General features: G+C 63.7%; 10 protein-coding genes. 6 read left to right on the top strand and 4 right to left on the bottom strand.

Annotation, left to right across the window (positions count from 1 at the left end; translation table 11 throughout):
* The first annotated feature begins 45 nt into the window (after positions 1 to 45).
* From WG900_RS15210 to WG900_RS15195, 4 genes are all read left to right on the top strand, one after another.
* Complete coding sequence (locus WG900_RS15210; RefSeq protein WP_339968324.1) at positions 46 to 1,425, top strand: MATE family efflux transporter; 1,380 nt, start codon at positions 46 to 48, stop codon at positions 1,423 to 1,425.
* 138 nt (positions 1,426 to 1,563) lie between these two features.
* The gene (gene groES / locus WG900_RS15205; RefSeq protein WP_339968321.1) at positions 1,564 to 1,851 is read left to right on the top strand and encodes a co-chaperone GroES; all 288 of its coding nucleotides are present in this window, start codon (positions 1,564 to 1,566) and stop codon (positions 1,849 to 1,851) included.
* A 44-nt stretch (positions 1,852 to 1,895) separates the two neighbouring features.
* Positions 1,896 to 3,539: a chaperonin GroEL gene (gene groL, locus WG900_RS15200; protein WP_339968319.1), complete on the top strand. Its 1,644-nt coding sequence runs from the start codon at positions 1,896 to 1,898 to the stop codon at positions 3,537 to 3,539.
* Positions 3,540 to 3,803: 264 nt separating this feature from the next.
* Positions 3,804 to 4,952 (top strand): serine hydrolase, encoded by a 1,149-nt coding sequence (locus tag WG900_RS15195; RefSeq protein ID WP_339968317.1) that lies wholly within the window; start codon positions 3,804 to 3,806, stop codon positions 4,950 to 4,952.
* A 128-nt stretch (positions 4,953 to 5,080) separates the two neighbouring features.
* On the opposite strand, the gene WG900_RS15190 is transcribed toward WG900_RS15195, so the two are convergent.
* Both WG900_RS15190 and WG900_RS15185 read right to left on the bottom strand, forming a co-directional pair.
* A complete protein-coding gene (locus WG900_RS15190; RefSeq protein ID WP_339968315.1) occupies positions 5,081 to 5,377 on the bottom strand; it encodes a hypothetical protein in 297 nt (98 codons plus the stop codon).
* Between the two features lie 218 nt (positions 5,378 to 5,595).
* A complete protein-coding gene (locus WG900_RS15185; protein ID WP_339968313.1) occupies positions 5,596 to 5,790 on the bottom strand; it encodes a hypothetical protein in 195 nt (64 codons plus the stop codon).
* A 280-nt stretch (positions 5,791 to 6,070) separates the two neighbouring features.
* Here WG900_RS15185 and polA point away from each other — a divergent pair, with 280 nt between their 5' ends.
* On the top strand, positions 6,071 to 8,926 hold the full coding sequence (polA, locus tag WG900_RS15180; protein ID WP_339968311.1) for a DNA polymerase I: 2,856 nt from the start codon (positions 6,071 to 6,073) through the stop codon (positions 8,924 to 8,926).
* A gap of 26 nt (positions 8,927 to 8,952) precedes the next feature.
* Positions 8,953 to 10,320, top strand: coding sequence for a sensor histidine kinase (locus WG900_RS15175; RefSeq protein ID WP_339968309.1), 1,368 nt, complete (start codon positions 8,953 to 8,955; stop codon positions 10,318 to 10,320).
* Positions 10,321 to 10,343: 23 nt separating this feature from the next.
* Here WG900_RS15175 and WG900_RS15170 read toward each other — a convergent pair whose 3' ends face one another.
* On the bottom strand, positions 10,344 to 12,647 hold the full coding sequence (locus WG900_RS15170) for a CDC48 family AAA ATPase (RefSeq protein ID WP_339968306.1): 2,304 nt from the start codon (positions 12,645 to 12,647) through the stop codon (positions 10,344 to 10,346).
* A gap of 395 nt (positions 12,648 to 13,042) precedes the next feature.
* Positions 13,043 to 13,825, bottom strand: coding sequence for a universal stress protein (locus WG900_RS15165; protein ID WP_339968305.1), 783 nt, complete (start codon positions 13,823 to 13,825; stop codon positions 13,043 to 13,045).
* Positions 13,826 to 13,890 lie beyond the last annotated feature (65 nt).

Here is a 13,890-nt window from a genome sequence, read left to right as displayed (position 1 = left end):
GTCGGCTTTCCCTTTTTGCAATCAGGCTCTATCTGGGCCCGTCCGATGAGCGAGCCTGCCCCGCCTTCCCTCCTGCGCACCGAGATTGGCGCAACCCTGCGCCTTGCTGCGCCGCTGGCGCTTGCCAATCTGCTGCAGATGGCGGTCTATGCCAGCGATGTGATCTTCGTCGCGCGGCTGGGGCAGGATGCGCTCGCGGCATCCAGCCTTGCCGTGTCGATCTTTATGCTGATCAACTGGGGTCTGCTGGGCCTGACCGGCGCCGCCGCCCCGCTGATCGCAGCCGAACTGGGCCGCAAGCAGCATTCGGTGCGCGAAGTGCGCCGCACGATGCGCATGGCGCTGTGGCTGAGCCTGCTGTGTGCGGTGGTGGGCATGGTGGTCTGCCAGTTCGGCCTGACGGTCATGCTGGCGACCGGGCAGGACCCGAAGATCTCGGCCATGGCGCAGGAATTCCTGACGATCATGAGCCTGGCCCTGCCCTTCATGATCATGAGCAACGTGCTGCGCACCTTCGTTTCGACCATGGGCCGACCGATCTTTGCCACGATGATCACGGCGCTGGCGATTGGCGTCAACGTGCTCGGCAATTTCGCGCTGGTCTTCGGCAATTTCGGCTTCCCCGCGCTCGGCCTGCCGGGGTCAGCCCTGTCGAGCCTTGTCACTGCCATCGTGACCATGATCGCCTATATCGTTGTCATCCAGACCGACCGGCGGATGCGGCGCTGTTATATCTGGGGCCGCCTGTGGCGCCCCGAATGGAAGCGGCTGAAGACCATGGTGCGGCTGGGCATTCCGATCGCGCTGACCATCATGGCCGAAGGCGGGCTATTCGGTTCGGCGGCCTACCTGATGGGCAACATCGGCGCGGCTGAGCTCGCCGCGCACACCATCGCGCTGCAGATCGCCGCCGCCTTTTTCCAAATTCCCTATGGCATCGGCCAAGCTGCCACGATCCGCATCGGCTATCACTATGGCGCGGGCGATCGCCAAGGCGTGGCGCGCGCCGGGATCGCGGTGTTCAGCGTCTGCCTGATCGCGCAGGTCCTGGCCGTCGCGGCAATGGTCGGGGCGCCGCGCCTGATCATCTCGGCCTATGTCGATCCCGACCTGCCCCAGAACGCCGCCGTGGTCGCCTTCGCGCTGCAATTCCTCGTCATTGCTGCAGCCTTCCAGCTGGCCGACGGGATACAGACTGTCGCCTCTGGCGCCCTGCGCGGACTGCAGGACACCAAGTGGCCGATGATCATCGCGCTTTCCGGCTATTGGCTGGTCGGTTTCGTAGTCGCGGCTTGGCTGGGCCTGTGGACCCCGCTGGCCGGGATCGGCGTGTGGATCGGGCTGATGGCGGGCCTCGTCGTGGTGGCGATCCTGCTCACCTGGCGCTGGTGGCTGCGCGAAGCGCTGGGGCTGGTCCGGACCTGATCTCGCTTCACCGCGCGAGCAATTTTTTCAGCCGGAGTCACCTTGACGCTGGATGAACCCCGACCCATATGCGCCTCGCTGGCACTCTCCCATGGTGAGTGCCAAGCCCATGTGAATTTATTGAGAGGAACTCAAGCAATGGCATTCCGTCCCCTGCACGATCGCGTGCTGGTTCGCCGCGTCGAAGCCGAAGGAAAAACGGCTGGCGGCATCATCATCCCCGACGCCGCCAAGGAAAAGCCTGCTGAAGGCGAAGTCGTCTCGGTCGGTTCGGGCGCCCGCGCCGAAAATGGCACCATCACCCCGATGGACGTCAAGGCCGGCGATCGTGTGCTGTTCGGCAAGTGGTCCGGCACCGAGGTCAAGGTCGACGGTGAAGACCTGCTGATCATGAAGGAAAGCGATATCCTCGGCATCATCGGCTGAGCGACATCCACTCCATCCAAAACGAATTTCAAAGGAACTGAATAATGGCTGCCAAGGAAGTACGCTTTTCGCGCGATGCGCGTGAACGCATTCTCGCCGGTGTCGATATCCTCGCCAACGCGGTAAAGGTCACGCTGGGCCCCAAGGGTCGCAACGTTGTGATCGACAAGAGCTTCGGCGCTCCGCGCATCACCAAGGACGGCGTCACCGTCGCCAAGGAAATCGAACTCAAGGACAAGTTCGAGAACATGGGCGCCCAGATGCTGCGCGAAGTCGCCAGCAAGACCAACGACCAGGCCGGTGACGGCACCACCACCGCAACCGTGCTCGCTCAGGCAATCGTTCGCGAAGGCATGACCTGCGTTGCTGCCGGCATGAACCCGATGGACCTCAAGCGTGGCATCGATCAGGCCGTTACCGCCGTTGTTGCAGATCTGGTGAAGCGTTCGAAGCCGGTTTCGGGTTCGGCCGAAATCGCCCAGGTCGGCATCATCTCGGCCAATGGCGACCGTGAAGTCGGCGAGAAGATCGCCGAAGCCATGGAAAAGGTCGGCAAGGAAGGCGTGATCACCGTGGAAGAGGCCAAGGGCCTCGAATTCGAACTCGATGTCGTCGAAGGCATGCAGTTCGACCGTGGTTATCTGTCGCCCTACTTCGTGACCAACGCTGAAAAGATGCTGGTCGAGCTGGATAACCCGTACATCCTTATCCACGAAAAGAAGCTTTCGAACCTGCAGTCGATGCTGCCGATCCTCGAAGCTGTGGTGCAGTCGGGCCGTCCGCTCCTCATCATCGCTGAAGACATCGAAGGCGAAGCGCTTGCCACCCTCGTGGTCAACCGCCTGCGCGGCGGCCTCAAGGTCGCAGCCGTCAAGGCTCCGGGCTTCGGCGATCGTCGCAAGGCCATGCTGGGCGATATCGCCACGCTGACCGCCGGTGAAATGATCTCCGAAGACCTGGGCATCAAGCTGGAGAACGTCACGCTCGCCATGCTCGGCCAGGCCAAGAAGGTCACGATCGACAAGGACAACACGACCATCGTCGACGGCAATGGTTCGGCTGAAGAGATCAAGGCCCGCGTCGAACAGATCCGCGCCCAGATCGAAGTCACCACCAGCGACTACGACCGTGAAAAGCTGCAGGAACGTCTGGCCAAGCTGGCCGGCGGTGTTGCCGTGATCAAGGTTGGCGGCGCTTCGGAAGTCGAAGTGAAGGAACGCAAGGACCGCGTCGACGACGCTCTCCACGCTACCCGCGCTGCGGTTGAAGAAGGCATCGTCCCCGGCGGCGGCACGGCGCTGCTTTATGCCACCAAGGCTCTTGAGGGCATGAAGGGCGTAAACGACGACCAGACCAAGGGCATCGACATCGTCCGCCGGGCGATCCAGGCCCCGGTTCGCCAGATCGCCACCAACGCCGGTCATGACGGCGCCGTGGTTTCGGGCAACCTGCTGCGCGAGAACGATGAGACGCAGGGCTTCAACGCCTCGACCGACGTCTACGAAAACCTCGTGGCTGCCGGCGTGATCGATCCGACCAAGGTCGTTCGCACCGCCCTGCAGGACGCCGCTTCGGTGGCCGGCCTGCTGATCACCACGGAAGCTGCCATTGCGGACAAGCCGGACGACAAGCCGGCAATGCCCCCGATGGGTGGCGGCATGGGCGGTATGGGCGACATGGGCTTTTAAGTCCGTCGTCCCGGGCTTGACCCGGGACCGCTGGCCCAAAAAGCCAGACCAAGCCAAACAAAAGACGGGGCCGGGGGAGCAATCCTCCGGCTCCTCTTCTTCGTGCCGCGCCCGCGAGATTCGTCGGCTGAGGTCCCAAAACGGTCGAAAATTGCGCGTTTACGCATTTTCCCGCGCGTCAGGTGCAACTCGTCGCGCCGGCGTTGTGACAAAATGCGCGCCGCGTACAACATCTGTAAACCATGGCGGGGTTAGTTTAATTTCATGGCTGAGGGACTGGTTTCTCGATTTCTGACGCTCGGCGTCGCTGCGGCAGCACTGCTGGCGGTGCCCGCGCAGGCTGCATCGGGCAGCGCGTTAGCGAGCTCTCTCGAGGGCGAATTCGACACGATGTTCGGCGGCCCGAAGGCCAGGATCGAAACCCCGGCGTCACCCAGCAGTCAGTCCAGTGTTACCATCACACGCGGCCAGAAGGCGCAGTCGACTCAGACTGTCACCGTGCCGGTGCGCGCACCCGTTTCCCTTGCCGCTGTACCGCCAAGCCAGCCCTCCTACGCCTATTCCAGCCCGTTCGAAGCCTCGATCGCGGCCTTGGCAGAAGGCTCGCAGGGCCGCATCGGCGTGGCCGCACTCGATCTGGAAACCGGCCGCTCCGTGGCGATCCTTGGGGACCAGTCGTTTCCGATGGCATCGACCAGCAAGATTGCCATCGTCGCCACCTTCCTGGCGGGCGTCGATGAAGGCCGCTACAAGCTTTACGACCAGTACCCGCTGATCGTGCCGGTGCCGTCCAAGAAGTTCTCCAGCGCGCAGGCCCCGGTCCGGCAGGGCACGATGATGAGCGCGCTCAGCCTTATTGAGGCGACGATTACCCGCAGCGACAATCAGGCGACCGACGCACTGCTCGCCGCCGTTGGCGGTCCGCAAGTCGTGACCCGCTGGGTGCAGAGCCGGACGGGTATCACCGATTTCCGCATCGACCGCACGATCGCCACGCTGGTTCGCGATGATGGCGCGGTCAATCCGGCGACCGCGATCGACAAGCGCGACAGCGTGACCCCGATGGGCATGGTCCGCCTGCTGTCCGGCATCTATCGCCGCGAATGGCTGAGCCCGGCGTCGAACGACGTGCTGCTCGGCGCGATGAGCCGCACGGTCACCGGCAAGCACCGCATCCGCGGACTGCTACCCGAAGGCACGCAGGTTGCCCACAAGACCGGGACCCTGTTCAACACGGCAAGCGACGTCGGTTTCATCAAGACCCCCGATGGCCGCGAACTGGCCGTGGCAATCTATGTCACCGGACAGGGCAGCAAGCCGGCCCGCGATGCCCGCATCGCCGCCATCGCCCGCTCGCTTTACGATGGCTACCTGGCTGAAGCTGCCAGCAATCGCCGCACCGCGCTGCGCTGATCCCGCCCCGCTTTCACCTTCTGACATCAGCGGCACCGCGCCGGATCTGGCGCGCCGCAATGGCGCATGAAAAAAGACGCGCAGGACAGAGTCCCACGCGCCTTTCATAACATCCTCAGATGAGGTGCTTACTTGGCGCCTTCCGAGGCACCAGCCTTTGCACCTTCGACAGCACCGGCAGCTGCGCCAACGACGGCACCAGCAGCCTTGTCGGCGCCTTCCTTCATGGTCGCAGCAGCTTCCGAACCGGCAGCCTTCATATCGGCAGCAGCCTCAGAACCAGCAGCGGCCGCGTCGCCAGCGGCATCGCTCATGCTGGCAGCAGCGGCCGACGCATCGGCTTCAGCGCCTTCCTTGGTGTTCGAGCAGGCGCCGAGGGCGAGCACGGCACCGGCGGCAGCAGCCGCCAGAACGATTTTGCGCATGAATTACAATCCTTTGTAGCGAGTGGACCTGACCTCCGACCTGCCAGAGCGAGTCTTGGGCCGGCGCGAGGCTGCCGAGCGACACATGGAATGTCAATCACGCCCGCCTTCGTTTCGCCGCATTTCCCGCAAGTCCTGCAGGTATCTTCCGGACAAAGAAAAGGGCGCCCGGAGTTTCCCCTGAGCGCCCAAATTCTTCTTTGCCGTTTAGGCGAAGATTACATCTTCGGAGCTTCCGAAGCGTCAGCGGCCGGAGCCGATGCTTCAGCCGAAGCGTCAACAGCCGGAGCCGAAGCGTCAACGGTGGCTTCAGCCGAAGCTTCGGTGGTGGCTTCAGGAGCAGGAGCTTCCGACTTGCAAGCCGAGAGAGCGAAAACGCCAGCAACAGCGGCGACGAGAGCGATCTTGCGCATGTATATAAATCCTTGAGCGAGTGGACCCCGTTCGAACCCTTGGCCCAATGCCGCGGAGTCGCCCGGTAAAGCCAACCTATCCGGTAGACTTCACGGCGACAAATAATGCGAATGTTTGCTGGATGCAAGCGTTAGTCGCCAACCCGCTGGGGGCAGGAAGCGAATCTGGCGGATTACCGCCGATTTTTGTTTTATGGCAGGCAATTGTGGCAAGCTTATGGCCACAGGTTTTTGCCCCTCGCAGGTTCCATGCCCCGGCAATGATGCTAGAGAATCGTCCATGGAATCGCCGCAGCACCTCTATCTCGTCGATGGCTCGGCCTATATTTTCCGCGCCTATCACCGCCTTCCGCCGCTGACCAATCCGCAGGGCACCCCGGTGGGCGCGGTTTATGGCTATACGACCATGCTGTGGAAGCTGGCGGATGACCTGCACAAGGCCGATGGCCCGACCCATCTCGCCGTGATCCTCGACGCATCGAGCAAGAGCTTCCGCAACGAGATTTACGATCAGTACAAGGCCAACCGCCCGCCCCCGCCCGAAGATTTGGTACCCCAGTTCCCGTTGATCCGCGATGCCACCCGCGCCTTCAGCCTGCCCTGCATCGAGGTGCTGGGTTTCGAAGCGGACGACCTGATCGCCTCATATGCCCGCGCCGCGACCGAGCGCGGCTGGGACGTGACTATCGTTTCGTCCGACAAGGACTTGATGCAGCTGGTCGGCAAGTGCAGCGACAAGGCCGACGGTTCGGGTGGCGGCTGCATCGACATGCTCGACACGATGAAGAATGCGCGGATTGACGTGCCCGAAGTGATCGAGAAATTCGGCGTGCCCCCCGAACTGGTCGGCGATGTGCTCGCGCTGATGGGCGATTCGGTTGACAACGTGCCCGGCATTCGCGGCATCGGGCCGAAGACCGCGACCAAGTTGATCCAGGAACACGGCAGCCTCGAAGGCGCCCTTGCCGCCGCGCCGGAGATGAAGGCCGGAAAGCTGCGTGAAAGTCTGATCGAACAGGCCGACATGGCGCGGCTTTCGCGCGTGCTGGTGCAGCTCAAGGAAGACTGCCCGCTGCCTATGCCGCTGGACGATTTCAAGCTGGATCAGATCCCGCCCGATCCGCTTGCCGATTTCCTGAGCGAGCACGGCTTTCACAGCCTGCTCAAGCGGCTGGGCGAAGGGCGAGGTAGCCCTGAGCGGCGCAACGACCTTAATCCCGCCAAACCGGTCACCGCTGCTGCTGCCACCGCACCAGAGGGCAACCGCCAAGCCCTGCCGGTCATGCCGGCAGTCGATCGCAGCAGGTATGAATGCGTGCAGACGCGCGGGCGGTTAGAACACTGGATCGCGCGGGCCCATGCCGCGCGGCTGGTGGCGTTCGACACGGAAACCTCTTCGCTCGATTCGATGGTCGCCGAACTGGTCGGCGTCAGCCTGGCGCTGGGGCCGAACGATGCCTGTTACATTCCGCTGGGCCATGGCGGCACTGACATGTTCTCGGAAAAACCGCAGCAGGTGGACCGCGCCGAGGCGCTAGCGCTGCTGAAGCCGCTGCTCGAAAGCGATGCGGTGCTCAAGGTCGGCCAGAACGCCAAGTACGACATCACCTTGTTCGCCCGCGCCGGCATCAATGTGGCCCCGATCGATGACACGATGGTCATGTCCTTCGATCTCGACGCGGGGCGCTCGCTCGACGGGATTGGGGGAGGGCACGGCATGGACGAACTGTCGCAGCGCCACCTTGGCCACACCACCCTGACCTTCAAGGAGATCTGCGGCACCGGCAAGAAGGCGATCTCCTTTGGCGAAGTGCCATTGGACCGCGCCACCGAATATGCTGCCGAGGATGCTGACATCACCTGGCGCCTGCACCGCGTGCTGAAGCCACGCCTCAGCGAAGAAGGCGGCACCCGCGTTTATGAGCGCGTCGACCGGCCGCTGGTCTCTGTCGTCGCCCAGATGGAGCGCCACGGCATCAAGGTCGACCGCGAGCGGCTGGCCGGCCTCTCCGCCACTTTCGCCACCGAAATCGCCAAGCTGGAGGGCGAGGTCCACGGCATGGCGGGGCAGGAATTCACCATCGGCAGCCCCAAGCAGCTGGGCGAGATCCTGTTCGACAAGATGGGTTTCAAGGGCGGCAAAAAGGGCAAAACCGGTCAGTATTCGACCGACCAGTCCGTGCTGGAAAGCCTCGCCGGGGAAGGATCGGAGATCGCCGGCAAGGTGCTCGAATGGCGGCAGCTCAGCAAGCTGCGCTCGACCTATACCGAGGCGCTGCAAGCGGCAATCAACCCGCGTACGGGGCGCGTGCATACCAGTTACAGTCTGGTCGGCGCACAGACCGGGCGCTTGTCCTCGACCGAGCCGAACCTCCAGAACATCCCGATCCGAACCGAAATCGGCCGCCAGATCCGCGACGCTTTCGTGGCCGAACCCGGCAACGTCCTGCTCGCCGCCGACTACAGCCAGATCGAGCTGCGGCTCGCCGCGCATATGGCCGACGTGCCCGAACTCAAGGAAGCTTTCGCCGCCGGCGAGGACATTCACGCCCGCACCGCGCAGGAAATGTTCGGCACGGTCGACCGTGACACCCGTGCGCGGGCAAAGACTGTGAACTTCGCCATTCTTTATGGTATCAGCCGCTGGGGGCTAGCAGGCCGGTTGGGGATACCGGCGGACGAGGCACAAGCGGTGATCGACCTCTATTTCAAGCGGTTCCCGGGCATCCAGCGCTATATCCACGACACGCTGGAAAGCGTGCGCGGACGCGGTTATTCTGAGACGCTGTTCGGCCGCAAGACGTGGTTCCCGCGCATTTCCTCGTCCAACGGGGCCGAGCGGCAGGGCAGCGAGCGGGCCGCGATCAACGCGCCAATCCAGGGCACCAGCGCCGACATCATCAAACGCGCGATGGTGCGGATGACCCCCGCGCTGGTCGATGCCGGACTTCCGCAGGTCAATATGCTGCTGCAGGTCCACGACGAACTGGTGTTCGAACTGCCTGAGGGCGACGTCGCCGCCGCCAGCAAGGTGATCGAGCGGGTCATGGCCGATGCGGCGGAACCGGCGGTGAAACTCGACGTGCCGCTGGGTGTTGAAATCGGCACCGGGCTGAGCTGGGGGGCAGCGCACTGACCCCACGGGTCAATGCTGCGAATGCCATGGAAACCGGGCGTTATCCCAACTCTTCCAACCCGTACCGTCCCAAGGGGCAGGTGTTGCGCGATGCCAGGATGTGGTGGAATTCCACGCGCAACGACGGCTTCGGCGTGCTCATCGCGTTGGGGTTCCTGCTGCTGCTGGCGATGATCCTCGTCTGGGACACGGTCCGCGCCGAACAGCGCCAGCGCGTGCAGGCCGAACGCACCGACCACGTCATCACGCTCCTGCACGAGATCATCGAGCATACGACCAGCGCCGAATCCGGCCAGCGCGGCTATTTCATCACCACCGACCGCCGCTACCTCGCGCCCTATGAGACGGCGCGGAAGGCCTATCGTACAACGCTGGATCAGTTGAAAACCTTCACGGCCGACGATCCGCAAGCCATCAGCCAGGACCTTGTCGCGCAAATCGGCAAGTTGACCGAGACCAAGTTCGGGGAGCTTGAGGAATCTGTCACCCTGATCGCGCGCGGCGAAGCCGAAGTCGCACGGACCCGCATCCTGACGGGCAAGGGCCTGCAAACCATGGAGCAACTGCGCGCCGCCGTAACGCGCTTTGAGAACATTGAACGTGAGCAATTGCTCTATGCCAGCGAGCGGGCCGCATCGGCAGAGGCGCGTATCGTGCCCGGGCTGGTGCTGATGTTCCTGATGATCCTCGCCGTGCTGGCGCTGGGCATGTGGCAGGTGCGCCGCCTGATCGATGCCGAAGTCCGCGCTGCCCATGCCGATGAGCTGGCCGAAGCGCGCGACCGCGCCGACCTGCTCAGCCGCGAGCTCAACCACCGGATCAAGAACCTGTTCGCCGTGGTACTTGCCATTGTGCGCATGTCGGGCCGAGGCGATCCCGACGCCAAGCCCGCGCTTGACCGGGTGGCAACGCGCATTTCCGCGCTGCTCAACGCCCACGAACTGACCCAGAGCGGCGGGGCTGCGGCGGGCGCACACCTTGGAAAGCTGATCGAAACGGCCGTCGCGCCTTATCGTTCGGATGCGCACAAGTGCGACATCGCCGGACCCGAACTGATCCTGTCAGACGCGCACGCGCTTCCGCTGGGGCTGGTGCTGCACGAGCTGGCGACCAATGCCGTGAAATACGGCGCGTGGTCGCAGCCCGGCGGACTGGTCAAGGTGCAGTGGACCATCGCCGACGATCAAGAGGCCACGGTGACCTGGGAAGAGCATTGCAGCTTCACCCCGCCCGATCATCCGGCTGACGAGCGAGTGGGCTTCGGCACCAAGCTGGCGGAAAGCTCCGCCCGGCAATTGCAGGGTACGATAGAGCGCAGCTACGCCGCACACGGCCTCGTGCTGCGGCTGGTGTTCCCGGCCGGCCAACTGCCGGAGCCCGAAGCGGAAGACTGAATGCCCCCGCTTCGGGATAGGTGTCACCCGTGCTTCTTCGGGCGGATCGGTTCCACCATGCCCGGCGCGAGGAAGCCGATCTGCGGCACGGCCATGGCGCGCATCTTCAGTTCGCCCTTCATCTTGCCGTATTCCGCCTCCATTTCGGCAGTCACGGTCGCGCGGCTGTCCTTCAGCGCAGCGTCGAAGTCTTCCGCCGATACCACCTTCACCTTCGCGCCAGAGCGGCGGATGGCATTCAGGCCGGCGCGGCGGACCACGTCTTCCAGATCGGCACCGGTGAAGCGCTCGGTCTGGGCAGCAATCGCTTTCAGGTCGACATCCTTGGCCAGCGGCATTTTCGCCGTGTGAATGCCAAGGATCTGCACGCGGCCTGCCACGTTTGGCGTGCCGACATAGATCAGCTCGTCAAGCCGGCCGGGGCGCATGATCGCCGGATCGACAAGGCCGGGGCGGTTGGTCGCACCGATCAGGATGACCGACTGCAGTTCCTCCAGCCCATCCATTTCGGCCAGGATCGTGTTGACCACGCGGCCAGTCACTTGCGGCTCGTTCGCGCCTGATCCGCGTGCGGGCACAAGGCTGTCTATCTCGTCGATAAAGATGACGCAGGGCGCGACCTGACGGGCGCGCGCGAACAGTCGGCTGATCTGCTGCTCGCTCTCGCCGTACCATTTCGACAGCAGGTCGGACGACTTGATCGAGATGAAGTTCGCCTCGCTCTCCTTGGCGACCGCCTTGGCAAGCAGGGTCTTGCCCGTCCCCGGAGGGCCATAGAGCAGAAAGCCCTTGGCCGGACGGATGCCGAGCCGGTGGAAAGCATCGGCGTGCTTGAGCGGCAGTTCGATACCTTCGCGCAAGCGCTCCTCTGCCTCGGGCACGCCGCCGACATCGTCCCAGCCGATGTTCGGCACCTGTACCATGACTTCACGCATGGCGCTCGGCTGGACGCGCTTGAGCGCCTCGACAAAGTCATTTCGCGTGACCGAGAGGTTCTCGAGCACTTCGGGCGGGATCGTCTGCGCCTCAAGGTCAAGCTGCGGCATGATCCGGCGCACCGCCTCGATCGCCGCTTCGCGGGCCAGCGCGGCTAGATCGGCACCGACGAAGCCGTGGCTAGTGCGCGAAAGTTCATCGAGATCCACATCCTTTGCCAAAGGCATACCGCGGGTGTGAATGCCGATGATCTCGCGCCGGCCCTTCTCGTCGGGCACGCCGACGATGATTTCGCGGTCGAACCGGCCCGGGCGGCGCAGCGCTTCGTCGATCGCGTCTGGCCGGTTGGTGGCAGCGATAACGACTACATTGGAGCGCGCGTGGAGCCCGTCCATCAGCGTCAACAACTGGGCAACCAGCCGCTTTTCCGCTTCGCCCTGAACGTTCGAGCGCTTGGGCGCGATCGAATCGATCTCGTCGATGAAGATTATAGACGGCGCATTCGCGGCCGCGTCTTCAAACACCTCGCGCAGGCGGCGTTCGCTCTCACCATAGGCGGAGCCCATGATTTCCGGGCCATTGATCGTGATGAAGTGCGCGTCGCTTTCATTGGCAACCGCGCGCGCCAGCCGCGTCTTGCCGGTTCCCGGCGGGCCGTGCAGCAGAACGCCCTTCGGCGGGTCAACGCCAAGCCGGGTGAACAGTTCGGGGTAGCGCAGCGGCAGTTCCACCATCTCGCGCAGCTGGCGGATCGTATCGCCCATCCCGCCAACGTCATCGTAGTTGACGTCGGCGCGGCTGTCGCGCGCCTCTTCATATTCCTCGCGCAGTTCGACTTCGGTGTTCTCGTCGATGTGGACGATGCCCTTCGGCGTCGTGGCGACCACCATCAGGCGGATCTGGGTGAGCGCATAGGCCGGCGCATTGAACATGCGGGCGACCTGCGGCGGCATGTCGCGCACCTGCTGCTGGCCTGCAGTGGCGACGAGATCGCCGGCGAGCAGCGGGCGTTCGAAGAAATTGCGGCGCAGTGCCTCTGCCGGGCCTTGCAACCGCATTTCACGCTGGGCCGGGGCAAAGACTACGCGGGTGGCGGGACGCGATTCGACCGAACGGACCTCAACATGATCGCCCGATCCAACATCGGCATTGGCGCGCTGCAGGCCATCGAGGCGGATCACTTCCAGCCCTTCGTCTTCGGGATAGGCGAGCAGAACGCGCGCCGGGGTCGATCGCTTGCCGACGATCTCGATCACGTCGCCTTCGGTCACGCCGAGGCGGGCAAGCGTGGACTTCGGCACGCGGGCAATGCCGTGGCCGCTTTCCTCCTGCCGCGCCGCCGCAACCTGGAGCTTCACCGTGTTGTCCTGCTTGGCTTTCGCTTGCGCCATCAAATCGTCCCTCTGCAGTCCTGCCCCATCAACCGGGGAACGGCGAAGCTAGGAACTGGTTCCGGCTATTGCAAATGGTGCCTTGGTCAGTCGCGCCGGAAAGCGGGCCGAAAACGCCGGCCTGCCGGGGGCAATCTCAAGACAAAAAAAGGCCCGGTCGTTTCCGACCGGGCCCATGAAGTCTTTGGGAGAGGATGCCTGAAAGGCCTGATCGTTATTCCTCGACTCCATTTATTGTGCAAGTGCGAAATGCGCATTTTCGATTGCAAAGTTTGCAACTACCGCATTTCAGACGTGTGAATTAGCCATAATCGCAAGACAATTCACCCAAGCCTATCGGGTTTCGGATGAAACCACTCTGATTCTGCACAACTTTTTGTTGCGTTGCAGCAGGATCAGTGCGCCAGCAGCAATGCTGGCCCGTGGCGCATTTCCAGCATTGACCGGGTTACCCCGCCGAACAGATATTCGCGCACCCGGCTGTGTCCAAAGGCGCCCATGACCAGAAGTTCCGCCCCGCGCAGGGTGATTTCGCGCAGCAAGGTATCCTCGACAGAGCCGAGTCGCGGCAGCACCACCTGTTCCGCACTGATTCCATGGCGCGACAGATAGGCGAGGGCATCGGTGGCCGGCCATGCCGATGGGACATCCTCAACCGTGATAACCGTCACTTCCGCAGCACCGGTGAGCAATGGCACGGCAGCGCGCAGGGCGTTCGCCGCCTCGGCGCTGCCATCCCAGGCAATGCAGACCCGGTCGACCGGGAAAGTGACCGGCGCTTCGTCGCTGACCGCCAGCACCGGGCAACGCAGCGCCAGCGGCAGATCGCCGGCCAGCGGGTCCCCGCGCGATACAATGGCGAGATCAGCCAGTCGTCCGGCCTCGACCATGGCATCCAGCGCCTCGCTTTCAGCGCGCAGCACGGTGCAGGGCACGTCTTCATGGGCGAGGTGAGCGTCGATCGAGCGGGCATAAGCATCGTCATCGGCGACCGCTTCCTGCAGCGCTTCGGTCACCACGCTGGCGCCGCCCATGGCATCGACGGCAGTGAATCGCATGACCGGCGTATCGACCAGCAGGGTGACATGGCCGCCGGTCATGCGGGCAATCGAAAGACCGGCCTCGATCCGGTCCGTGGCAGCGGGGCTGCGATCGGCGAGAATGAGAAGGGAGCGCATCGGCGAAACTCCTTTAAGAGTGAATGACCCTGCTGAGTTTCCGACCATATCCGTGGCCTTTGCGC

Source organism: Novosphingobium aquae (assembly GCF_037572715.1).
Taxonomy (GTDB): domain Bacteria; phylum Pseudomonadota; class Alphaproteobacteria; order Sphingomonadales; family Sphingomonadaceae; genus Novosphingobium; species Novosphingobium aquae.
Note: the sequence above shows the minus strand (reverse complement) of the source record. Positions and strands in the feature narration are given on the sequence as shown.

Excerpts from the sequence above, each read along its gene's own strand:
- WG900_RS15210 (WP_339968324.1), top strand. The coding sequence starts at position 46 with ATGAGCGAGCCTGCCCCGCCTTCCCTCCTGCGCACCGAGATTGGCGCA.
- groES (WP_339968321.1), top strand. The coding sequence starts at position 1,564 with ATGGCATTCCGTCCCCTGCACGATCGCGTGCTGGTTCGCCGCGTCGAA.
- groL (WP_339968319.1), top strand. The coding sequence starts at position 1,896 with ATGGCTGCCAAGGAAGTACGCTTTTCGCGCGATGCGCGTGAACGCATT.
- WG900_RS15195 (WP_339968317.1), top strand. The coding sequence starts at position 3,804 with ATGGCTGAGGGACTGGTTTCTCGATTTCTGACGCTCGGCGTCGCTGCG.
- WG900_RS15190 (WP_339968315.1), bottom strand. The coding sequence starts at position 5,377 with ATGCGCAAAATCGTTCTGGCGGCTGCTGCCGCCGGTGCCGTGCTCGCC.
- WG900_RS15185 (WP_339968313.1), bottom strand. The coding sequence starts at position 5,790 with ATGCGCAAGATCGCTCTCGTCGCCGCTGTTGCTGGCGTTTTCGCTCTC.
- polA (WP_339968311.1), top strand. The coding sequence starts at position 6,071 with ATGGAATCGCCGCAGCACCTCTATCTCGTCGATGGCTCGGCCTATATT.
- WG900_RS15175 (WP_339968309.1), top strand. The coding sequence starts at position 8,953 with ATGGAAACCGGGCGTTATCCCAACTCTTCCAACCCGTACCGTCCCAAG.
- WG900_RS15170 (WP_339968306.1), bottom strand. The coding sequence starts at position 12,647 with ATGGCGCAAGCGAAAGCCAAGCAGGACAACACGGTGAAGCTCCAGGTT.
- WG900_RS15165 (WP_339968305.1), bottom strand. The coding sequence starts at position 13,825 with ATGCGCTCCCTTCTCATTCTCGCCGATCGCAGCCCCGCTGCCACGGAC.